At 42.9% G+C, this 23,799-nt stretch carries 13 protein-coding genes and 1 pseudogene; 10 read left to right on the forward strand and 4 right to left on the reverse strand.

What is annotated here, in order from left to right:
- Positions 1-151: 151 nt before the first annotated feature.
- Entirely contained in the window at positions 152-1,216 is a 1,065-nt protein-coding gene (locus AC1RM2_RS19070; protein ID WP_492986756.1) for an IS110 family RNA-guided transposase, read from the reverse strand.
- 570 nt (positions 1,217-1,786) lie between these two features.
- Between AC1RM2_RS19070 and AC1RM2_RS19075 the strand changes: the two genes are divergently transcribed.
- From AC1RM2_RS19075 to AC1RM2_RS19095, 5 genes are all read left to right on the forward strand, one after another.
- Positions 1,787-2,356 carry an OmpH/Skp family outer membrane protein gene (locus tag AC1RM2_RS19075; protein ID WP_492986757.1) on the forward strand — a complete coding sequence of 190 codons (570 nt, stop codon included), beginning with the start codon at positions 1,787-1,789 and terminating at the stop codon, positions 2,354-2,356.
- Between the two features lie 47 nt (positions 2,357-2,403).
- A complete protein-coding gene (locus tag AC1RM2_RS19080) occupies positions 2,404-2,931 on the forward strand; it encodes a hypothetical protein (RefSeq protein WP_492986758.1) in 528 nt (175 codons plus the stop codon).
- Between the two features lie 17 nt (positions 2,932-2,948).
- Positions 2,949-8,777: a hypothetical protein gene (locus tag AC1RM2_RS19085; RefSeq protein ID WP_492986759.1), complete on the forward strand. Its 5,829-nt coding sequence runs from the start codon at positions 2,949-2,951 to the stop codon at positions 8,775-8,777.
- A complete protein-coding gene (locus AC1RM2_RS19090; RefSeq protein ID WP_492986760.1) occupies positions 8,774-12,949 on the forward strand; it encodes a TIGR02594 family protein in 4,176 nt (1,391 codons plus the stop codon). Before AC1RM2_RS19085 ends, AC1RM2_RS19090 begins: the two co-directional genes overlap by 4 nt.
- Before the next feature lie 62 nt (positions 12,950-13,011).
- The gene (locus AC1RM2_RS19095; RefSeq protein ID WP_492986761.1) at positions 13,012-13,608 is read left to right on the forward strand and encodes a hypothetical protein; all 597 of its coding nucleotides are present in this window, start codon (positions 13,012-13,014) and stop codon (positions 13,606-13,608) included.
- Between the two features lie 301 nt (positions 13,609-13,909).
- Here AC1RM2_RS19095 and AC1RM2_RS19100 read toward each other — a convergent pair.
- The 3 genes and pseudogenes from AC1RM2_RS19100 to AC1RM2_RS19110 form a co-directional block, all read right to left on the reverse strand.
- Positions 13,910-14,224 (reverse strand): annotated as a pseudogene (locus tag AC1RM2_RS19100) (transposase); the annotation flags it as partial.
- Between the two features lie 878 nt (positions 14,225-15,102).
- The gene (locus AC1RM2_RS19105) at positions 15,103-19,524 is read right to left on the reverse strand and encodes a YVTN family beta-propeller repeat protein (protein WP_492986762.1); all 4,422 of its coding nucleotides are present in this window, start codon (positions 19,522-19,524) and stop codon (positions 15,103-15,105) included.
- Positions 19,525-19,688: 164 nt separating this feature from the next.
- Positions 19,689-19,871 carry a hypothetical protein gene (locus tag AC1RM2_RS19110; protein ID WP_492986763.1) on the reverse strand — a complete coding sequence of 61 codons (183 nt, stop codon included), beginning with the start codon at positions 19,869-19,871 and terminating at the stop codon, positions 19,689-19,691.
- Between the two features lie 333 nt (positions 19,872-20,204).
- Here AC1RM2_RS19110 and AC1RM2_RS19115 point away from each other — a divergent pair, with 333 nt between their 5' ends.
- The 5 genes from AC1RM2_RS19115 to AC1RM2_RS19135 all read left to right on the forward strand — a co-directional run bounded on the left by AC1RM2_RS19115 (position 20,205) and on the right by AC1RM2_RS19135 (position 23,770).
- Complete coding sequence (locus AC1RM2_RS19115; RefSeq protein ID WP_492986764.1) at positions 20,205-20,963, forward strand: hypothetical protein; 759 nt, start codon at positions 20,205-20,207, stop codon at positions 20,961-20,963.
- Between the two features lie 264 nt (positions 20,964-21,227).
- Complete coding sequence (locus AC1RM2_RS19120) at positions 21,228-21,494, forward strand: helix-turn-helix domain-containing protein (RefSeq protein WP_492986765.1); 267 nt, start codon at positions 21,228-21,230, stop codon at positions 21,492-21,494.
- Positions 21,491-21,808, forward strand: coding sequence for a hypothetical protein (locus tag AC1RM2_RS19125; protein ID WP_492986766.1), 318 nt, complete (start codon positions 21,491-21,493; stop codon positions 21,806-21,808). The genes AC1RM2_RS19120 and AC1RM2_RS19125 overlap by 4 nt, the downstream gene beginning before the upstream one ends.
- Positions 21,809-22,195: 387 nt before the next feature.
- Complete coding sequence (locus AC1RM2_RS19130) at positions 22,196-22,747, forward strand: BfmA/BtgA family mobilization protein (protein ID WP_492986767.1); 552 nt, start codon at positions 22,196-22,198, stop codon at positions 22,745-22,747.
- A gap of 48 nt (positions 22,748-22,795) precedes the next feature.
- Complete coding sequence (locus tag AC1RM2_RS19135) at positions 22,796-23,770, forward strand: DUF5712 family protein (protein ID WP_492986768.1); 975 nt, start codon at positions 22,796-22,798, stop codon at positions 23,768-23,770.
- The last annotated feature ends 29 nt before the right edge of the window (positions 23,771-23,799 follow it).

Genomic DNA, 23,799 nt, shown 5'->3' on the forward strand with positions numbered 1-23,799 from the left:
GGATCGCGTTTATATTATTTGTTAAAAAAGGCAACCGTAATCTGTCTAAAGCAGACACCTTTCGGGCTGCGGCTTCTTACGTTCGGTTTGCCATTTGATAAAAAAAACTAATCGGTTTTATCAGGCATCAGCTAATTTATGTTTTTAAAATCTATTTTACGACTGCTGTTACATATTCTTGTTGATTCTTCAATACAAAACGCATCCGGTTGAGCATTTTTCTGGCTATTTTAATAATAGCCTTATTCTTTTTCATCCTTTTACAATAATCGTTAAAGGCCAGCGTCAGGGCGGGGTCTAAACGTATAGCAACCCAGCTTGCTTCGATGAGCTTTTCACGAAGCTGATGGTGCGCCCGGTTGGTAAGCCCCAAAAACGCTTCTTTATCGCCGCTGCCATGTACCCTGGGTATAAGCCCGATATAATTGCACAAGGAGTCAAAATGCTTAAACCTATTAACATCACCTATTTCTGTTATAAATAGCAAAGCGGTAATCTCTCCGACTCCCGGAACAGTTCTGAGTAGCTTTATTTCTTTTTCGTGGCGTGCCTCCCGCGACAAGGTCCGCACCTGCTTTGTTGCTTGCAGCACCATTATCCTGGACTGCGCGTACCCTTGTATCAACAGGGCTGAATTTATTTTTGCCGATGGGGTTAAGGAAAGATCCTTAAGCCATTGGATGAAATTATTTGACCAATATTTATGATCATCCCCCGGCACGATTATCCCCTGGAAATTAAGCCAACCTTTAATCCGGTTTTTGTAGCGTGTCTGGTCTTTCACCATCTGCTGGTAAAAGCGGATAACTCCCCGGTCATCCTGTTGTTCAACACCCGGAATGAATATCCCTTCAAGTGCTCCCTCACTCAATGTTTTACCCAGCTTCCGGCAATCAACAATGTCCGATTTTCGCTGTTTATCCTTATCTGTCGTAGGAACGTCAGCCGAATGTACAACGATGCAGTTAATACCCGCCTCACTAAATTCCCGCTGGTAGCAAAATCCGCAAAATCCAGCTTCATAAACCATGTGATAGGCCGCTGACGGGTAGTTTTCTTTTAAGTGATTAATTAATATTTTAGCCAAAGGCTCCTGAGAAAATGTCTTCAGCTCCATGTGCTCACTACGCAGACAAACTTTCCACGATGTTTTATGAACATCTATCCCAATAAAAATCTTTTGCCCGCTAAAATCTAATTGTGTACCTTGTTTCATGAGTTCTTGTTTTAAAGTGTTTGTTAAATGTTTTCACAATTAATCTACAACCTTTTTCTCAAGAACTCTTTTGCTTTGACTCAACAGGCTATCTAAAGGATTTCATACATACGATCTGTTTAGATTTGGCAAATTGGAAATGTTATAGAACGATTCTCGGGCATTTAAGGCACGATTGCTGATGAAATTATTCGGAAACCTCCCGAATGTAGTTAAAAAATGAATTAAACCTCTTATTACACTTTTCTGCAATCAAATTTAGACAGCCTCCAAAGTTTTTAATAAAATAATTTGTTTTTGATAAAAAATAATTAATTTCGGCTATTAGAGACTAAATCTTTATCACATATGAATCACCTATTCCAATCGCTGAACCGTATTATTCGGAGACGTGCAGCAGTTTGCCGCACATATATTGACGACAACCCGTTTTTCTCCGTCAGATCTTAAATTTTAAAGCTCTATTTTCTTTATTTCCAAGAAAGAATTTTATTGAAATTTTGCAGTATATATTTTATGCTACAGAATAGCTATTATGCCTTTTGCGCCAATTTTATTACATAATCTGCAATGAAACAAACTCCATTTTTGCAAAAAAAATTTTATTTTCAAGTGTATCAATGCCTTCTCTTCTTAATGGTTTTATTTTTATTTTTCAACTACTTTTTTCAGGGGGAAAAGATTGCTTATGTCGATTCTTCCCGAATTATGAATGAATTTAAGGGTGCTATAGATGCAAAAAAAGTTTTTCAGGGGAAAACAAAGCTCTGGGGATCCAACATCGACACCTTGACCGCAGAGGTGAAGGCATCTATTCAAAAATATGAAAAAAGTCTTGCTACGATGTCTCCAAAAGAACAAGAGTTGTCTAAACAATTAATCCAGGTAAAGCAAAAGCAACTTAACGACTACCAAAAGGGTGTACAGGAGAATGCAAGGCAAGAGGATGGAAAACTAACTCAGAGCATAGTTGCGCAGATCAATTCATTCTTATTGGATTACGGAAAAAAACATAACTATAAATTGATTCTGATTGCTAATCAATCAGGGACAATAGCATACGCCAGGGAAGGACTCGATATTACCACTACGGTAATAAACGAGTTAAATGAAAATTATCAATCGGCAAAATCGAAATGACGAATTTTCACAAGATTTGCATAGTATTGATCATTTTCATCTCCGCAATGCCAGCAACCTCATGTAAAAAGTATGTTTCTAGTAAAGCAGAACTAATGGAATATATAAATAATCCTGCAAACGGACTGATACAAGACAAAAAAATAAAAAACATTAATACAGCTATGGTTTATATGCCTCAGGAGGTATTTGCGCCAAAGAAAAACTCACAGCATAGTTACATCAGGAGCGATAAACTGTATTTCCAATTCCGTTTATCAATGCATGAAAAAGAATTATTAAAGCAGATACCCTTCAATCTATATAGCGAAATCGTACAGATTATTTCATTCAGAATGGGCCAATATGTCAGATTAGTGACTGAGAAGGGGGGGGCAATTGTACCGGACGCATGCCTTTTCCAACAAACCTATGGACTTGGTAAAGAAAACATACTTTTGGTGATTTTCAATAAGGGACAAATCATGAATGAAGATTGTTTTTCAGTGCATATTGATGAGTTCGGATTGGAGATGGGAAATATAGATTACCGTTTTAACACAAAGGATATAAAAAAAATACCAGCCATAAAATAACATAATTAATAAAACCTATGCCTTTATCAAAAATCATATTAGCCAGATTAAAAAGGGCTGTCGCAATGTTTATGATCCTTACGGTCGTAAATCAGCTATTGGCTCCTTCCATTGCAATGGCATTGACGTCCGGACCGACAGCTCCTGAGGCTACAAACTTTGAACCAATTGATACAACAGATATGGTAAATGGCCTCACAGGTAATTTTACCTACTCTATTCCATTACTTGAGGTTCCCGGCCCGGAGGGTGGCTACCCATTGGCTTTGGCCTATCATTCCGGTGTTCAACCTGATATGGATGCCTCTTGGGCTGGTCTCGGTTGGTCTTTAAATCCAGGGGCGATTGCCAGGAGCGTGAATGGATTTCCTGATGATTTTTCTGATGTGGATCATTCAAAAAGAGATTATTGGGTAGGTGGAAATCGATCTACCTTCAGCAATGGTATTGGTTTATATAACGGGGTCAATTTTGGTTTGTCAATTTCGCAGGATACTTATCAAGGATTTGGTATTGGCGGTTATGTTGGCTATGGTTACAATCTAGGTTTTGCTAATATTGGAGGGGATATCAGTGTTGATCCTTATGGAGGGGTAAATGCTGGCGTAAGTCTATCTGTCGGAGCAACGGGTAGTTCAGGGCTTGGGCTCGGCGTAAGTGTAGGTCTTTCTACAAATTTTCATTCCGTAAGCGGAAATATGGGCGTTGGATTATCTACTAACGGAGGAGGAATTGACGAAAATAGCAACCCCCTACTGGGTATTTCCATGAGTACTTCCAGTGGTAAAGTGAACCTCTCAATAGCAGGCGCATCATCAAATGTTTACAATGCAAAATCGGGAAAAATCAGTACAAGTTCATCGGGGTTTGGATTCATAATACCGACTTATTATTTTTATATTTCTTTGGGTTACAATTATACAAGGTACTGGTCTGACGAAACCGATTCTATTCTCACGAATGGTGCACTTTACTCTCCTCAATATGTTGATGAAAATTCTACATTTAATACGCATGGGTACGACACTTATCGGCTTAATGATCCAATAAATTCAAATATTGTCGATAATCCGGATCCTGACAAAGCCCAGGGGGGATCTTTTCCTGAGTTCGATAATTATATGGTTACTGCGCAAGGTTTAGGTGGAAGCATCAGGCCGTTCATCTATCAAAGCGCTGTTTACAGTCAGAATCGTCCGGATGTCAATCAAGCAAATGGCGTATCTCCACTCAACATGGTACCTGTGCATAGTATTCAATTCAGATTTTTAAACGATTTTTCGAATTCATATACACAAGGGCACCCAGATTTTAGTTCTGCTCAAGGAATTTTTGCTACTCCTGTCCACGGGAATAACGATGGTGATTATGGATACAATTCATATTACGGGCAATTGCTTGGTTCAAAACACATTGCATATTATACCAACTTCCAAATTAATTCCGGTGAAGCCAAAACAAATGGTTTTATCGATGTTGCACCGAATAGCGGAGGATTTGTCAGAAAGGCAAATAATTATCCCAATGGTGATCCAAAGGATGGCAAGCAGGTTGGCGGGTTCACTATAACAAATGAAAGCGGGGTAAGTTATCACTACGCGTTACCTGCCTATACTTACAATCAGTTTTCCAAAGTATCACAAACGGGCGGCAATCAGTTTTCTTCGGAAACTATAACAGAACCATATGCATACACCTGGTACCTTACTGCAGTAACCGGGCCCGATTTTGTGGATAAAAATGACAATGGCATCGCGGACGCAGGCGATTGGGGATATTGGGTAACTTTTGATTATGGGAAGTGGACTTCCGATTATCATTGGAGAAACCCCAGTCAGGACGTACATACAGACGTCGATCCGAATTTTAATTCCTATTCAGAAGGCGATAAAGAACTATATTACCTGGATGCGATCAAAACCCGTACGCATACAGCAGTATTTATTAAAGAAAAAAGGTACGATTCTAATGGCATAAATGGCCGCCCTACCCTGGGTTTAAATTCTATCGTGTTGTTGCAAAATGACCAAATAGGTGGTATAACGACTAACTACATGCGGGCTGCGGGCTTCGACGGCACCACAGGGTGCGTACAAGATAACGTTATAGATCTAAGTGATTTGCCGTATATCACTGGTCTAAATTTGACTCAGTCGGCAATAAGGCGGATTCAATTTAATCATGATTATTCACTAAGTCCTTTACCAAATGGATCGGGGGGCAAATATTCACTCCTTTCCGTGGACTTTCAGGGAAAAGGTGGGGCAAGCCTTAGCCCCCCGATTGAATTTGGATATGATTTAGATCAGGATGATACAGCAAACCAGGATTTGATAAATTATTCATCGACAACAAATAACTTCAATCAGCAAGGAGTGATTCAGGTTAACACTGCCAATAAATTTAAGCCCGGAGACGTCATCCGTATTGAACAGACTCCTGCACAAGGCCCGAATATCAAATATTGGTGCACAATACTATCGCCAGCTTTTGGAACGAATAAGTTTAACGTTGTTTTTTTGGGATATACACCTTCTGCCGGTTCTTATATTAACCTACTGGCCACGAAAACCAAAAATCCACCTTATCAGCCCGATCATGTAGATGCCTGGGGCATGTTTAAATCCGACTACGTACCTATTGCAAATAATTACAATAAAGCACATCAAACAACAATACTTTCAAATCTAAATACGGACGCTTGGTGTCTGAGGAGTGTACAAACAAGTATTGGAGCCAGTTTTAAAATAAACTACGAAGGTAACACTTATCTGCGATCTGTACTAGCCAAGAATAAATCGGTTGTCATTAATAGTGGTACTGTCAATTCAAGTAATAATACGATTACACTTAATCTGCCAAACCCCGACAATATTGATTTTACCACTATCTACTCTGTTGGTCAGGCAATTGATGCTGTGTTGTTAAATCAATACACCGTGATGCCTTACACCTATAAAAATGCCATTCAGTTGAGCAATGTGGGAGGAGGTGTAATTAGTAATATCAGCGGGAACTCTATTGAAATTAAAGTAACATCTGCATTTTTTGCAAGCCTTAATCCCAGTGTTACCAATACCATTGTAACTGGAAACATAGAGTCTTCGGCCATAGCGGCCACACCCGGCGGCGGATTAAGAGTCAAAGATCTTACCATAGATGACCTGAATGGGGCTATACGTAAAACCTCATATAATTATAACCTTCCTAGTACAGCTTCTGGTGTGGTTTTTTCATCCGGAGTTACATCCTATGAACCAGTTGTGTTAGATAACGATAATATATACGCCTATCTGAACGCTTCAAATAGCAGTGATGCTACTGTCATCAAAGACTACCGCCGTTTTTTGTATAAAGGAATAAACGATGTGGTGACCTTTGCTCGTGACGCACCAGCGCCTGGTGTGATGTACGAATATGTAACAGTATCTGAGAGCAATGTTTTGCCTAATGGAACTGAAGTGCCGGTGGAGGGTAAAACGATGAGCCAGTACCGAGTGTTTAATAGAGGAATGATAGGCATTAAACAATACCAATATTCCAGCCCCACCTCAACTCTTACTTACAAAAATCTTTCCCTTAAAGATTATACTTCGCAGGTCGGCAATCTCGTACGTACCGTACAATACGATAAAAGCGGAAATAAGCTTACGGAGATTATTAATAATTATCTAAATGATGATATCGTAGATCAAAGCTTCGATGTACAGGTTAATTCTTACGAACAGCGCCTTGCCTCTTATAGCAATCAAGGATTTATCCAGGAACGCTATTCTGACGGAAGATCCTTTGATACTGGCGGCGGTAATTGGATATATAAAGTGACCATGTCCGGAAGAGATCAATATCCAATTATAGGAACGGGAACCACGAAAATCAATTATTTAGACGGAACGACAATCAGCCAACGGGATATCGGGTTTGATTTTTACAGTGGAGCGATCACTAAAACGCTGAATACTGACTCCTATGGCAACCGTTTTATAAATGAAGTTACTCCTGCCTATCGAGTCTATCCAGCTATGGGACTGAGACAGAATAATGGTGCTTTACCTCTCATGAATAAAAACATGCTTTCACAAGAGGCAGCTAATTATACTTATGCCGTCGATCAGAGCAATGCTCCAATTGGTGTAATTGCTGCAACAGCGACAACCTGGTCCAATACTACCCCCGTTTTAGATCCTGACGGAATTACGACTACCCAGGGACAGGGAACTATATGGCGAAAAGGTGGAAGCTATTCATGGTTTTACCCAGGTAGTACGGCCAACAACATGACACCATACGGTTCATTTATCGACTATTTTACAAATGCTGCAAGTTCTACACCGAATCCAAACTGGAAAAAAACCGGCCAAATCACCAAGTATAATGTGTATTCTGCTGCATTAGAAGCCCAGGGAGGGCCTGACAATCATTTAAACTATTCCGCAACCCGAATGGGATACAAAAGCAGCAAAGTGCTTATTTCCGGAGGGCCGGCCTTGTATGATGAGATAGCATTCGCCGGGGCGGAAGATGCCTTGTTGACTAATGGCAATTTTAGTAACAATGTCGGTAAGGGGGCCGGCTCGATTTCGACGGACACCCTACATAAACATACTGGTTCAAATGCGTTGCTGGTACCAGCTACGGGGAATGGTTTTACATATACCTTACCATTGACGAATCTGGACCAAGTTCGGAAAAGTTATAGCGCAGCGGTTTGGGTGGAAGCGGCGAACGCCACAGATGCCGCTCAATCAAAACTTTGCTATCAAGTCGGGACAAATCCGATCGTACAGTCTGCAGGGCCGACAAAATATGCCTGTGGTTGGTATTTATTGGAATTGAATGTTCCTTCAACCGCACTTACCGGATCCGGTAATCTCGTTGTATGGTGTCAGAATAATTCGACAGCTGCAAAATATTTTGATGATTTTCGATTCCAGCCCACCGCAGCCTCAACAACCGCATATGTATATGATAACCGCACTGGAGAAATAAATTATATGCTGGGTAATAATGATATGTACATCAGGTATCAGTATGACGAAATTGGTAGGCTAATTCGTGTTTATAAAGAAGTGCTGGGCAAGGCACCGACGAGTCCGGCACCAAGGATAAAATCATATAATTATAATTATGGGAAAACAGGTAAGGCTAAATGGCAAAACACAACTACCACACGTTGTCAGCAAGCTGGTGGCACAAATAATGGTTTGACAGATGTTCAGCAAACTGATGTAAATCCATTAAGCCCAACATATAACCAGACAAGGTGGGCTCCCACTATGACACCTTCGTCAGGATGCCCTGTGACCATTTATGCAAGGCTCGATGCCTTATATGGTACGGTTACAGGTCCGTATGGCTACACATATGGAAATTACTCAGTAAAACTTTTTTCAGATCCAAACGGCAATTTCCCCTACACTGTTACAGGCGGTACCGTGGCTGTCAATTATAAAATCACACAAGATATATCAGATGCGAATAATAATCCTTCTAATAATACGATTACAGGGATCTGTTACATATCAAGTGGTCAAAATGGCAACGGCATTGGTAATGTTATACTCCATCGATGCAATTCTCCTGATACGTCTCCCTTTATCGGTGGAGGTGGAGGGCAAGCCGCGGTTGCAAATTCAACGCTTGCAGAAACATCATCAAGCGCACCGGCTTCAGAAAATTCAACGAGCACGTCTACGCCGGCTGCCCGAAAAAGTTCGGGAAGTTCTACAGCCGTGGCAAGTCCACAGGTGGTTCAGCCCCCAGGTGGAGGAAATTCACCTTATTGTATGAATAATGCGATAATGCTTACCCCAGGGAGTTATACAATCATTTATGGAAATATTTGACAAAAATCAAGATGAAGAAAATATTAATCTTAGTAAGTTTCATTATTTGGAACTTAGGATTACATGCACAGGACAACGACAAGAACTGGGTTTATGTGAGGGACTTTGATGAAAGTGGCAATGAGGTTGGTGCGAGTAAGAATTTTTTTGATAACTGTGCCAAAGCTACGCAAACGCAGATTAAGAACAAGAGTGCCGGTGATCAGGTATTAGCGAGCCAGGTGTTGTATGACTTCCAGGGCCGTTTTGTCGGGAGCACCCTATCAGCACCAATAAACAGTACCGCATTTGGGTACAAGAATAATTTTGTGACAGTGGGAGGAAATACATTTAGTTATCTGAATTTTGACGGAGATCCGTCCAGCTCATCGACCCAGTTTTCAAAGTTGAATGCTCCGGATGCGGTGGACAGCAACACTTCCGGTACCCTGGGATGGTATTTCAGTAGTTACAACAATTTGGAACCCGGCGTAGCATCTACCGGTTATCCCTACAGCCGTGTCGACTATTTCCGAGACGGGACGGGAATGGTCAAACGTTCCGCGGGAATCGACGCATTGCGGATGGGTAACCAACACGAGGCAATGAGTGCACCATTTCCTGTTGGAGGAGAGCTTAATATTCCGTTTGGCTATCTTTCAGTACGTAATAAATTCTTTAGTGCGACTACTGCCGGAGTCATGCCTACCAATATGACCGGGTATGCGCTTCAAAGCATTAGTAAAGATGAACAGGGGCTCCAGACGTTATCGGTGACCGACCTCGGCGGTAAGCCCTTAATGACGGGCCGTGCAGACCCAATAGCAGGGTGGTTGACGGTACAGAATACGATCAATTTGAATAACGTTGCCAGCCAATATTCCTTTTCTGTATCGAAAAACGGTGCTACTTATGTACAGGGCGATCCGAGTGATCCAATATATATCGCACGGATTCATCAACAAATCAGAGAGTTTAGTATAAAATCCGTATACACGGTTACAGTAACGTGTGTTAGCGGCGGATTAGCTCCATGGACAGGCATCGGGAATGATTATGTTGCCCCTAGCCCTCCCAGCAATGGCATCTATGCTTTCATAGTGACATCCGCCAGCCCTTTTTATATTACGGCATCAAATAATTTTGGCTTGCTTTATGACCAAAGCCAGGCCCGGATAGCGGAGCCGAATAAGGCATCATCGGGCTATTTTTGGTTAACAGGTATCAGCCCGGTTTCATTTACTGGTAATGTAGCTATTTATAATATGTCTACAGAGAGTCAGGTAACTGGTTTTACCAGCGGCAGTTCGCTGCCTGCCGGGTATTATAAGGTCATGGTCTTAAGCGGCGACGCGAGTCTAACCTACACCAATAAATACACAGATGTCAAATATAACTATTATAACCAGTTAGGTCAGCTTATCGCCGCCATCACTCCGAATGGTACCAGAAAGTTGTTTGAGCATTTCTCGGATTATTCAGGAACGGGTCCAATACCTTATTCGACAACCTATACTTATGATGTACAGGGAAGAATGACCTCAACAACGTCAACCGATGCGGGAAAATCGGAATTTGCCTATAGTCAGGATGGTAAGCTCCGCTTTTCACAAAACACGGCGCAGCAGATGGCGTCACCGGAACGGTTTTCTTACACCAACTATGATCGCTTTGACCGGCCAGTAGAGTCTGGTGAGTACGTGGTAAGCGGAGGCTCTCCATTGACTTTTAGTTACGTAAAAGGTACGACGGCTGCGGCAATCGCAATACAGGAAAGTACTGCAGTGGACGGTGGCCTGACCGGTGGCAACAAGCAAATGCAGGTTTATACATATTACGATAGCCCGGCCACGAATATGCCTGTCGGTGCACCGGCGCAGGATGCAGGGTATTTGAAAGGGACAGTAAGTTATACAGCTAATGCGAATAGCACGACGTGGTATAATTACGATGATAAAGGGCGGGTCACCCGGATGATAAAACTTCTGCCAGGCCTTCCTTACAAAACAGTAGATTATACATATAATGACCAGGGGAATGTATCTGTAATAGATTACCAGAAAAATACGACGGCAGGAGATCATTTTATTCACTACTACAGCTATGATGCAGCAGGGCGTCTGGTAAATGTGCAAACAAGCCGGGGAGAGAGTGCCACGCCTGTAATGGCACAACAGGCGGTATATTCTTATTACATGCACGGCCCACTTAAGCGAGTAGAACTTGGCAGCCAGCTACAAGGTATAGATTATACCTACACTGCAGAGGGTTGGCTCAAGGCAATTAATAGCCCAATCGTTGACGCGACAAAAGATCCGGGACAGGATGGTTCAACCGCACACCCTGGTTTTGCTACAGATGTATTCGGGATGCAGTTGGAATATTTTACAGGTGACTATACTCGTTCAGGCAGTAGTATTACCAGTATAAATACTGGTCGGGATTATTTTAATGGTACCGTGTCGGGGCTCAGTTGGCAAAGTAAGAAGTCATCGGGAGCGACTCCGTATTTTAGTAGCCCAGCCATGTTTTTGTATACCTATGACCCAATATACCAGATGACGAAGAGTGAGTTGGTCACACCGAACTTCATAAATGGAAGCTTTGCTACAACAGGTAAATATACAGAACAGGTAACCAGTTCCTCGGATAGTTATGATGGAAACGGGAATATCATGGGGATAAAGCGGATCAGGGGAACTGCAAATACAATTGCAGCGGCGGATGATCTGAGTAATTACGGATATATCCCGGGAACCAATAAACTAGGAAGTGTAGGCAGCGCCACCGTCCCTTCCTCATATGCAAGTTATACCTATGATGAAATTGGCCAGTTGAAATCGCAGTTAAAGAGTGGAATTACTAATTACCTGCGATATGAAGTATCAGGAAAAGTCACCGGTATTTATAATTCTGACAATGTAACACCACTTGAAACATTTACCTATGATGAAAGCGGAAATCGTACGACCGTTACCATTGGAACGGGCACGCCTACGCGCTACATTTATGATGCATCGGGGAATGTTTTGGCAATATACAATGGTAGCACAATAAAGGAGATCCCAGTATATGGCAGCGATAGGTTAGGTACCTATACCGTAACTGGTGCGACAACGGGGAGCTATGCTTACGAGTTGCGGGACAACGTTGGGAGTGTTAGGGCGGTCATAAGAGGAACGAAGGTTTCAGGACAGGCAGATGTAACCTCTTATTTTGATTATTATCCTTTTGGCAGTAATATTCAATTCAGTGCGTCTTCGGGTTACGACCGCTATGGATATCAAGGAGAATATGCAGAAAAAGATGCAGTAACAGGCTTCAATAACTTTGACCTGCGGCTATATGACAGTCAGATCGGTAGATGGTTATCTACCGATCCCGAAGGCCAATATTCATCTCCTTATCAAGGTATGGGGAATAACCCTATAACAGGAAGCGATCCAACCGGAGGTGTTAATGACATTGACTACAATACAACGACAAAAAAAACCACTATAAAAACAACTCTAGATCCCATTGACAGGTACTCTATTAACGGTGTGCTCACAGGTTATGCCACTAAAGGCTTAGGGGGATTGGATTACTATCAAAACAAATTAAGCGATTTTGGAATTAAAGATGTCTTTGTTCCCTGGGGGGACTACAAAGCCGGCATACTGGGCGGCACAGTTACGATTACGGATCGAGCTGTAGTTAATTTAACCAACAATATTGGCACTCCCTGGCTTAATATAGCTATGGGGGAAATTGGTGTAAGGGAAACCCGCAAAACAGGAGTAAGTAACCCACGGATCTTAGAATATTTTATGGCAACTGAGAATCACTCCAAAACCGATGCAACCCCGTGGTGCGCAGCCTTTCAAAACTGGGTATTAAAGCAAAGTCATATAAAGGGGACGAATAGTGCGCTTGCGGCTTCATTTAAAACCTGGGGTACTAAATTAGATAGGCCTGCCGTTGGGGCATTGATGGTTCTTCCTAATAATCACCATGTGACTGAAATCGCCGGTATCACAAGCTTGGGTCAATATGTTTGTTTGGGCGGAAACCAAGGGGATGCTGTTCAATATTCAACCTATTCAAAAAAGGTAATTGAATTAAGTACAATAGTTTATCCAAACGGGTATGTTCCAAACTACATATTACCTGTTTTAAATGTAACTACTACCAAGAGTAAAAAAACAAATTAAATCAATGAACGTAAATGTTTAACTTAGCTGTTAAACGTTTATTTATACTAAAAGAAAGTTAAATGAGAAATTTTATTGCCTTGATTTTTATGGCAGTTATTTATGGTTGTTCCGGTAACCAAGCTGCAGACACAAACAAACAAAAAGACACCGACAGTGTCCAAAAGGTTGCTGTTACAACGAGTAAGACGCCCGCCGCAAACGAAAAAGCACGTTCCAGCGATTCTGTCGCGAATCTTTATTCAGGTACGGATTCTTTAACATTAGCGCCAACCGCAAAGGAAATTGCCGCTGATTCGCTATTATACCAGTACAAAGACGATACGTTAAAACAAAATCTAACAGTTAAGTTCCAGGGGAATAAGAAGTTTTATTTTGTGCTGGAATCTGTCAACAAAGCGAAAGGAAAAAGTGATAGGGTGGCCGGGTTTGCTATTCTCCCCAATGACCAGCAGGATACGGAAGAGGATAATGACGATGAGGGCATGGCTTACCCGTCTTATGAATATACCTACCAGAAGGGTACGGACTTATTATCGATACGTGTAGGATCTGAAACAAAAGATAAAATACAGATTAAAGATGCAAAAGTTAAAAACATGACACCATATTGCCCGTTTAATTCTGTAGGCGTATTAAAATTTACGAAAAGTAAATAAACCTCGAAATAGATAGAACTGGCTGTTTTTATACTTTCAAAAAAGACTAACTAACAACAGTTAAGCATAATTGAATTGATGGTCTCGAATCCAGTGTATATTACTGAGATATTTGGGATCATAATTTTAGACGGGTGGCTGGTTAATATCTCCCCCGTCTTTTATTTATTAATTCGTTTTGATATCAATATAAAGCCTAAGCTGGGGAAATCAATAGGATTACGATCGGTCATCGCGACCTGGACAACAACTGTTGTAAAATGGCTTTGCTAAATAGGGCTTGGTGAATAAGTCGGCTGTTCTATATATTTACAAGCAGTCTTTGGGGTGTGGTTTTACCCCTGTCTTGAATATAGTAACAGATAGGAGTCAATTGTTCTTTTGGATAAGCAACCATTGCGTATATGTTACTGACAAGCATTTGAAAAATAGGCCAATAAAAGTCCTTGAAAAATTTAACCAGATTCATTACAAACAGGATGCATGCAATCCATGATTCAGATGTAGGGGCTGTACGAGTCCTGATCTTATTGAGATTGTACCCGTTTTTCCCTTGCCCGAATTTGCCTTCTATATGGTTCCGTTCCCTCTGTTCCTTTTTAAACTTCCTTTTAGTGCAAGGATTATGACCCTAAAATACTAAAACCTTTGCGTTTTTAAAAGAAATTTAGTATATAATTATCTAATAATCAGTTAGATATATAATATTCACCAAACCCTAAATATGTAATTCAATTCGCTAATGTTGAAATTGCGGACATAGATTCCCTTAGCAACGATTTTTACATTGAATATGAAGTTTGTACAACGTTAGTCGATCGATGTGATAAACAATACTACTGTGTTTACAGTGCATCCAAAGCAACATCTGGCATACGTTTTACCCAAAAGTGTTGACAAAGTGCATATTAAACAAACCTTTTAAGCCAGTAAGCCCGCCGTGGCCGATTAGTGGCGTTCACGGTAGGGAAGTTCATATTGGTCCCGAAGCTGTAATGGGAACTGTGATTTGCCGGAAACAGTGTGTTTCGTCGAATATTGCCGCGATCAGTTTGAAGCGCTGGACATTATAACCTCTCGGTCGGCCAGGCCCTCATGTGGACGACTTCAATACGGTCAAAAGCTTCTTTTGCGGTTGATACGGTATTGCCCGGCTGCAAATAGCCATCGGTGATAAGAATACAACTTACCTCAAGTTGGTGTTAGCTGCTTCTATGCATTTAGACTTATCTTTGCCTCATCAAATAATTGAAACATGAAAAAACGTCGTCCAAGTTGTCCTACCAAAAGTTTATGACGTAGTTGCTACTCTGATAAGCATTGCCCGGCGCCTCGAGTTGCACATTTTTTGAGCAATTGAAGGTACTATAAATTCCTTAAAAGAGCTTAAAAATACAAGTCGGGAAAGAGAATGGGCTTTCATAAACACGCCAACGAAAAACATAAATCCGGCCGGCCTATCATACATACTATGAAAATATCAGCTAAGTGCATTTAACGAATAATGGTAACATAACCTGATAACGCCGGCATGATTTTATTGAGGTTGATAATGTAGTAATACACGCCAGCTGGCAGCTTTCCTCCGTTATAAGAGCCATCCCAGGGTTTGGTATAACCCACCGAAGTAAATACCTGGTTTCCGTAGCGGTTATATATTTTAACTACATTATTAGTATAATAAGCCAGCGCAGGGATATTCCATAGATCATTCGTCCCGTCGCCGTTTGGCGAGAAAGCATTCGGAATGACAACGGCCGGTGGCAAGGCATCGACTGTTAATATCCCCGACACATAGGTAATATCGTAATTTGAAGCAACTGCCCCGTTTGCCATTATGAGGTATACCCCTGCTGCAGATGTGGTGACGGCAGGGGTTGAGACATGCGGCACACTGCTCAGCTGAGTGGCAGTTTCGTTATTTACAAAGCCTGCATAACTTACTGTAAGTACGGGATTGGCATCGCCTGCAACCTTACGTTTGTTATCTGCCGTAATGATTAACGTTGCCGGGGTAACTGTACCGGCGGGCACGGCCTGGGCATTTTTGATACCGTCACTGCTTAATAAAATGCTGCCACTGTATGTGCCAACAACACTAATCGCCTTAAGCCTTATATAAACCGTTGTAGCTGATGTGCCCCCTGCCGAACCAATGCTGATCGTTGGAGAAAATGTCATGTTATCATTACTGATTTCAAAACCCGGCGGCGCCGTAGCTACTATCGCAGACGAAAGCCCGTTGCCCGACACGTTGAAACCGGCAGATGCGGATGGCGTCCCGTAAATAGTAGTTAACGGCGGTAAACTGCCCGATGTGTTAATGGTAGCAGCAGGTACCACATTTAGAATGCCAGGTACGTAAGTAATGGTGTAATTAGATAAGGTAACGGTACCACCAGTGGCGGCAGTAGGCACTACACTGCCCGGATACAGGCCATAAGTATCAGCAGCAGCCGAGCCATCGCGATAAATCATCGTAACGCTGGCTATGGTTTGCTGGTTTTGCAGGCCGGTCACCGTAAATGCAGTTACCCCTGTTACTGTTGTTAGTGCAGTACCATAAGGCTTAAGGACGTCATTGGCAGTAATGGTTAATTGAGCAGGCGTAACCGTGATAATGCCGGGCAAATAATTGATGGCATAATTACTTGCCAAAAAGTTGTTTGCACCCGCGTTTATGATGGCGTTGATTGTGGAGTATTTGCCTACTCCGGCTGTGCTATATCCGCCATTGCCATAAGTTAAGCTTATTGAAGTAATGGTATTGCCGTTTTTTAACTGATCGGATCCGGTGATGAATGCAGTTGAATTCGCATTGTCGGCCAGCACCGTGCCGTATGTTTTTTCAATATTGTTTGGTGTCACATCCAACAACGCCGGTCCTATGGTACTCGCCGGGATGGCGACATTAACAGCCTGCGCACCCGCGGTAGTAAGCGTAATGTTGCCTGCATAAGTCCCTGCGTTATATGCGGGGCTTAACCTGAAATAAACCTTCAGGTTGTTTGTATTGCCCGCATCCCCTAAAATTACCGTAGGGGCAAAGGTCTTTCCATCGGCACTCACCTCAAAACCCGACGGCGGGGTGACCAGGATGCCCTGCTGCAAATTAGTTCCTGATACAGGAAAACTGAGTGATGAAGATGGCGTGCCATAGGTTGTTTTTGTCGCCGCGACTGAACTTGCAGCTATTATGGCGGGTGTTGGGTTGACAGTGATGTCAAATGTTACCGGCTTACCCTCGCAGGATGAGTTTTGGGTGATAAAATTACCAAAGGAATAAGGCCCTGCGCCAACGTCAATGGTGTTGATAACCAAATTATTGGCGGTGTTGATAACCGATACATTGTCTGCCCCTGAGTTGGATACATAAAGTCTGCTCCCATCGGCGTTGGTGGCTATGCCCCGGGGGAACAGGCCCACGTTAATCTGAGCCACAACTGAATTATCGGCTACGCTGATCACCGAAACGGTACCGGATAATGTATTGGTTACGTACAATAGATTGCCGCCGGGACTTAAGGCTACGCCTTCCGGCTGCTGGCCCACGTCAATGTTTTTTAATACCAGCATGGTCGTGGCATCAACAACGGAAACGTTGTTTGATGACGAATTGGCGACAAATACTTTGCTGCCGTCAGGAGCTACTATGACACCTAATGGATTTGGCCCGGTTACAACAGTTGCTGAAACAACGTTGCTGACCGTGTTGATTACTGCCAAATTGTTGGACGTTGAACTTGTAAGATACAAACGCTTGCCGTCGGGAGCTAACGCTAAGCTGCTGGGGTTTTCTGTGCCTGTTTCGATGTTGTATGCGACCGCGTTGCTGGCCGTGTTGATAACAGATACTGTATTTTGAGGACTTTGATTAGCCACATATAACGTACCGCCATCCGGGCTTATAGCAATGCCATAGGGCCTGTCGCCGACCAGTATGTTGGCTACAACCTTGTTGGTCGCAACGTCAATAACCGATACTGCGGCACGATTTGATCCTATGAGGTTCTCATTCACCACATAAACCCGCCTTCCATCCGGGCTGATAGCCACACTTAGCGGCTGTATGCCCACAAGGATGGTTGTCACGTTTTTGCCTGTGGCAAGGTCGACTACCGATATACTATTGGCATTGATGTTGGCGATATAGCCATAAGCACGCGCGGGTTGAGGTGTGACGGTGATCGTTGCCTTAACGGGTGTAGTGCCGTTGTTAATTGCTATAAAGGAATCTATAGCCCCTTGGCCACTGGCTGGCAAACCAATGCCGGGCGTATTATTTAACCAGGTAAACGAACTACCTGTACCTGTAAAGTTTACCGGCTTAGTTGCCGATTCGTTTAGCACTACCTGGCTGGCTACCGCATCTACCATTGGCAGCTTACTTATCGTTGCACTAACCGCTATGTTTTGATCAGGTATACCCTGGGAAGAAAGCACCACTTTACCGGATAAATAGCCCGACGGGGCCGATGCTGCCGATCTTACATAGATAGTCTTGTTTGTTATGCCCCCCGCTTGTTTAAGTGTAAGGCTTTTGCCATAACCGCTCGCCTGGTTTAATGAAAGTTCAAAGTCAACCGGCGCATTGGCCGTAATATCGGCAGATAATCCGCTGCCGGAAACACTGAATTGCTGCACTTCCGTATTAAATGATGCTGTTCCCGAGCAGGCCAAAATGCTGCCGCTTACAGGTCCTGCTGTAACAACGGGCGGCGCGTCAACTGTAATGGTAAAGCTGACAGGCTGTCCATTGCAACCTTTACCCTTGGCTATAAAGTTGCCCATTGAGTATGGTTCGGATCCTACCAGAATTTGTCCGCCTGAGCTAATGTCCGCCATGTTAAAATATTCAACCGCATTATTCCTGTAGTCAACCATGTACATATAAGAGCCATCCGGTGTTATGGAAATGGAATAGCAAGTACCTGTAGCTGCGTAAGAGGCAATCTGCGTTGTAGGGATATCATAATAGCCAAAATACCCCTGGAAATTGCCCCAATATATCCGGGTGCCATCGGCGGTGAAAATCATTCCTGTGGCAGCAATACCTGTAATTATCGTTTTAATGACAGTATTGTCGGCGGTGTTAACGGTGGTTAAGCCGTTGGTGCCTACGTCAGATACATAGGCTGTACTGCCGTCGGGCGTAATGGCAATGGTCATTGGGTTAAATGAAACGGGTATGGTTGCAATGACACCTACCGATGCGGCATCAATAACAGATACCGTGTTGGCATCAAAGTTGGCGACGTATATTTTGCTTCCGTTGGGATTGATAGTAATGCCCCAGGGTGTTTTACCGACTGCGATGGTCGATGTTACCGACTGCGTGGCGACATTAATAACGGAAACGGTATTGTCGCCCGAGTTAGCCACATAGATATGGTTGCCATCAGGGCTCACAACAATGCCTTTAGGTGCATGCCCAACAGCAATGGTGCGTAAAACCACATTGCTCGCCACATCAATAACTGATACAGTATTTGAGCCCATGTTGGTAATATAAACCAGTGTAGATGCGGGGTTTACTGATACGCCAAATGGGTTTGAGCCTACGGGTATTGTAGCTATAACGGTATTGGTAGCCGTGCTTATTACCGAAACATTGTTAGAGCCCGAATTGGCTATATAGGCAAAATCAGAAGAAATAGGCATGCCTTTAATAGTGGCCGTTACGGGCGATGTACCGTTATTAGTAGCCGTAAATGAAGCTATATCACCCGAACCACTGGCCGCCAGTCCAATCTCCGGCGCGGTATTCGTCCAGCGATAAGCACACCCGCCTCCCGGAAAATTTACTGCGCTAACGATACCACCGCTTTTAACATGCTGGTTGCTTTGGGCGTTAGCATTGTTTAATAAACAGGCGAAAAAAACGCCAAAACAGAGATACAATAAACCTTTTTTCATCACCCGGTGTGCGGCAAGCACAGTTTTAGAAGTTTAGGATTTAAAATGAGATGCAATTAACTTCAAATATATTTTATTTTCGCCGTTTTTTACCTTGGACAGCAATTTTTCAGGCGGGATATGAATTTATTATAACTCCAGCTTTTGCATTTATGGATATACTCTTACCCATAGCGGCACAAAATCGGCAAACGGGAGTAGCGCAATTGTAAACCGCCGATACTGGTCATTGTAAAACCAAGGTGCGTTTGTATGGTGGTATCGTCGATAGCTACGATAGCGATGAGCAAACAGTCGCCAAGCCGGAAATCATCTGCTTTTGTAAAATCGTATTTCTTACGATCCACTTTTCCCTCAAGGTAAGTCACTAAGTTCTGCCCATTAAAATATGTCATAGCAATTTGCTGTGCCAAGATAAGTTGGTCTGGAAGGACTCCTGCCAAAGGGAGGACCGGCAGGTTGGCATACGCATTTTAGTACGTTACAGCCATTCAAACGACAACGAATCCAGGCTAAGAAATAACCTTCTTACTTTCAATGGCTTAATTCTCATTTTTAGGAATGCCCAGTCGGGTTCCACAGACTCGGCTCGAGCCACTTATTTATGAAGGTAACGTCAGAATTTTTTCGGGCATATAAACTAAAACTATGGTAAGTCGTTTATCAAGAAACATTGTTTTATGACTTCATACACCTATTTCAAATTCCGGGGCCGATTTGAACTATTCCCTCATCGTTACGATATTGGCTGGCCGATATTTACAGACAAGATTTTTGGTTTAAATTTCTTTGTGGATAAGATCTATAAAATCAGGGAAGATGAATATGCTTCGTTTTACAATTACCAGTTAGCACATTACCTAAAAGCAAACTATTCACAGGAAGAAGCATTTTTTACTCATGTTTATCGTACTGTAACGGAAAGAATCGAGTATTACAAAGGGTTAAAGTCCTTCAAAAGCGCATATTTCAGGGGAGTGATTTATAGAGCTAAACTGGAAGTATTCCTGACATTCCTTAAAAGCATTGATCGCTGGCATAAAACACAACCTTTGGAATCGGTGATTAGTGATAAAAACAAACACATTGACCGGTTAGAGGCAAGAATAAAAGAATTGGAGAACCAGATTAAAGATTACGTTAAATATGAAGCCGGTGAAAAGATCGTCATCAGCAAGGACGGCCTGCCGGTGTTCATTGACCTGATTGATCAAATAAGGGATTTGAAATTGCCGAATGGCAATAAGTTGGTGAACAGCCAAACGGCAAGTCCTTGGTACAAACTGATCGCCAAGCACTTTCTCAATAGTGATAAGCCCATAGCAATCGGCACCGCCCAGAATTATTTCCCGGCCGATAAGGATAACCCGCCGCCAAAATACACGATCATCGCCGAAAAAGACAGACTCTTCAAAATCATTCAAAAGCCTAAGAAATAGGCTTTTGTCTTTTCATTCGTGACCAAACGCCTCCAATGGTCATTCATTTTGCTGTTTTAGCCCTCACTTTTGAACCATTGTATTCAGTGGCTGGCATTTTATTGTTCCGCTGAACAGGTTTAATAAGAAAGGAGGGCATCACCGTGCGAAACTAAAGGAGATTTAATAAACAAACATTTGGGGTCACCCTATTAAAGTCCCCAATTAATAAAATAGGGCTTACCCAAATTTGGGCAAGAATTATTCACGAAAAAAACATCAACTATGACAGCAATTGAATTGATCACTAAGGAGGATTTAAGGGAGTTTAAAGGGGAGTTATTGAAAGAGATCAAACAACTGATGCAGCCGGGACAGGTGCAATCTAAGAAATGGCTGAAGAGCGTCGAGGTGAGGAAGTTGTTGGGAATCTCGCCCGGCACACTTCAAAACCTTCGGATTAATGGAACGCTACGTTTTACCAAAGTTGGCAGTATCATGTACTACAAACTGGAAGACATCAACAAGATACTGGAGGGTGAAGGCAAATGAAGTTACAGAAGGAAATTGTTAAAGAATTGGCTGGCTATGCCAGCCTGCTAAGGCACATGGAAAAAGACGACCAGCTGCTACCTACCCATCTTAGCCTGTTCACGGGTTTGTTTGTTTGCTGGCAACGCAATGGTTTTGTAAGTCCGTTCAGTGTTACCCGGAAAACGCTTATGGCGTTTTCCAAGGTCGCATCCATTGCAACGTATCACAAGTGTATCAAAGAACTCGATGAATATGGTTACATCCGTTATAAACCGTCCTATCATCCCAAACTCGGCAGCCAGGTTTACTGGCCTGCCGGTTGGGAAGTGTAGTCCGATACTTTGTATCGGTATATCTGTATACCGGGCTATACGGATAGCTGCATATCGGAATAACTGGTTATTCCGATATATGGATAAGCAGCTATTCCGATATATGAATCCGGTGCAGCCCCTGGCTGCACCGGTAATGATTTGCTTCGCAAATCAAAGAATGAGCGGCGGTCGCTTCGCGAAAGCGGAGTGAGCAAGCGGAAGTTGGGCAGAGCCCTACTTTGCTTGCCCTACGCTTCGCTACGGGGGTTTTACGTATCCTCCGGGGATACTTTAGGGCGTTCCCGCCTGTGAAATAAAAGAAAACAGGATACTTCGGAGTATCCTATATATAGGAATAAAGGCATAACTGTATAAACAGCCATGCCGTCAATATGAAAGGATAGTATGGAAGATATCAATGTGAGATCAGTGAGATACCCGGTGACGGTAGATCAGAAGTTTGAAAAGATCGCCCTTAAACTGGGCAGGACAAAGCGCCAGGTGTTTATCCAGATGGTCGATTACTTTTATAAAAGCAAGAAAGACCCCCTGGACCTGAATGATGAGTTATTAAAAAATGCCTTGATGAAGAATCACCAGCAGTATATCGGTTTTATCAAAAGCCAGGAGAATATGTTGCTCATTCCGATCAAAACTGAAATGGACAGGGTATCGGTATCACAGACCAAGATCATCGAACGCTTTAATACGCAAATCCTAAAGGCAAATACGGACTTGCTGAATAATCAGCATGCACTAGCGCAAAAACTAACCGGAATAGATGCGTTGATGGAAGCGATCTCGAAGAATCAAAAGAGCAAGGAACACCTGAAAAAACAGTTCCTGTTCATCCTTGACGGTTATGTAAAATCCAGGGATGCATTCGGAATGATGACATCGGGCCGGGAAAAAGATGAGCTGATCGCTGTTACCAGATCACAAGTTAATTTACTTTAATTTAATTATTATGTTTTTAGTTCCCCCTTCAGGGGGTTAGGGGGCAATATGTTTATCAATATTACGGACAGCAAAGAAGCGGCGAACAAAGGCAGCAGCGCGGGGCTGGTAAATTACCTGGAAAAAGAAAACAGGATTGGTCATAAGCAGGAACCAGAATACTGGTTCAATGGTAAACAGATCAGGATCGAGCCTTATGAGGTCATGCGCAGTATCGATAATAATGTCGCCAAGCTGGGCAAAGATGATGCTAAGTTTTTCCTGGTCAATATCAGTCCGAGCCAGAAGGAGATCAGATTTCTGAAAGAACAGTATGGTGAAGAGGGTGCTAAAGAACAAATGAAGGGCTTTGCAGTCAGGGTGATGGATGCCTACGCCCGAAATTTTAATAGGGACGGCGTGAACGGTAACGAAGACCTGTTATGGTTCGCCAAGCTGGAAAACTACCGTTATTACAGCTATAACGACCCGGAAGTAAAACAAGGCCTGAAACAGCGGGGAGAACGTAAGGAGGGCGAGCAGATGCATGTGCAGGTTATAGTCAGCCGCAAGGATATAACCAATAAGATCAAGCTTAGCCCGATGAACACCTCAAAAGGTAAAAATGCGGAGCATTCTAAAAAGATGGGACAGTTTGACCGGGTGGCATTCAAACAGAGCGGGGAATCTCTTTTTGACAGCCTGTTTGGATTTGACAGGCAGCTTAAAGATACGATGGCATACGCCAATGTGCAGAAGAATGGGGAGCTATCGCAGCGGGAACAGCTGGGCATGTTGGCAGAAGGTGCTTCGCAGAATTATGAAAGCAGGTCGGTGGCTAATGAATTGGCAATGGGAGTTGCGGAAGGCTTGTTTACGACAACTGCCGGGATGCTATCGGTAGCGGGTAAGACAGCGGCAAGTTTCCTGGAAGTGATGCTGGAACCTCTGTATACAGGCGGTGCTAACATTGTCCCGGAAAGCGAGATAGAGAAAAAGAGAAAACGAAAGAAAAAATCCCAGGGCCAGCAGATCTCGCGTTGAACAAGGGCGCTGATGCTATAACAAATAGA

The organism is Mucilaginibacter sp. GW822-FHT03E02, from assembly GCF_058801545.1.

Coding starts and splice junctions, on each gene's coding strand:
- AC1RM2_RS19070 (WP_492986756.1), bottom strand. CDS start 1,216: ATGAAACAAGGTACACAATTAGATTTTAGCGGGCAAAAGATTTTTATT.
- AC1RM2_RS19075 (WP_492986757.1), top strand. CDS start 1,787: ATGAAACAAACTCCATTTTTGCAAAAAAAATTTTATTTTCAAGTGTAT.
- AC1RM2_RS19080 (WP_492986758.1), top strand. CDS start 2,404: ATGCCAGCAACCTCATGTAAAAAGTATGTTTCTAGTAAAGCAGAACTA.
- AC1RM2_RS19085 (WP_492986759.1), top strand. CDS start 2,949: ATGCCTTTATCAAAAATCATATTAGCCAGATTAAAAAGGGCTGTCGCA.
- AC1RM2_RS19095 (WP_492986761.1), top strand. CDS start 13,012: ATGAGAAATTTTATTGCCTTGATTTTTATGGCAGTTATTTATGGTTGT.
- AC1RM2_RS19105 (WP_492986762.1), bottom strand. CDS start 19,524: ATGAAAAAAGGTTTATTGTATCTCTGTTTTGGCGTTTTTTTCGCCTGT.
- AC1RM2_RS19115 (WP_492986764.1), top strand. CDS start 20,205: ATGACTTCATACACCTATTTCAAATTCCGGGGCCGATTTGAACTATTC.
- AC1RM2_RS19120 (WP_492986765.1), top strand. CDS start 21,228: ATGACAGCAATTGAATTGATCACTAAGGAGGATTTAAGGGAGTTTAAA.
- AC1RM2_RS19125 (WP_492986766.1), top strand. CDS start 21,491: ATGAAGTTACAGAAGGAAATTGTTAAAGAATTGGCTGGCTATGCCAGC.
- AC1RM2_RS19130 (WP_492986767.1), top strand. CDS start 22,196: ATGGAAGATATCAATGTGAGATCAGTGAGATACCCGGTGACGGTAGAT.
- AC1RM2_RS19135 (WP_492986768.1), top strand. CDS start 22,796: ATGTTTATCAATATTACGGACAGCAAAGAAGCGGCGAACAAAGGCAGC.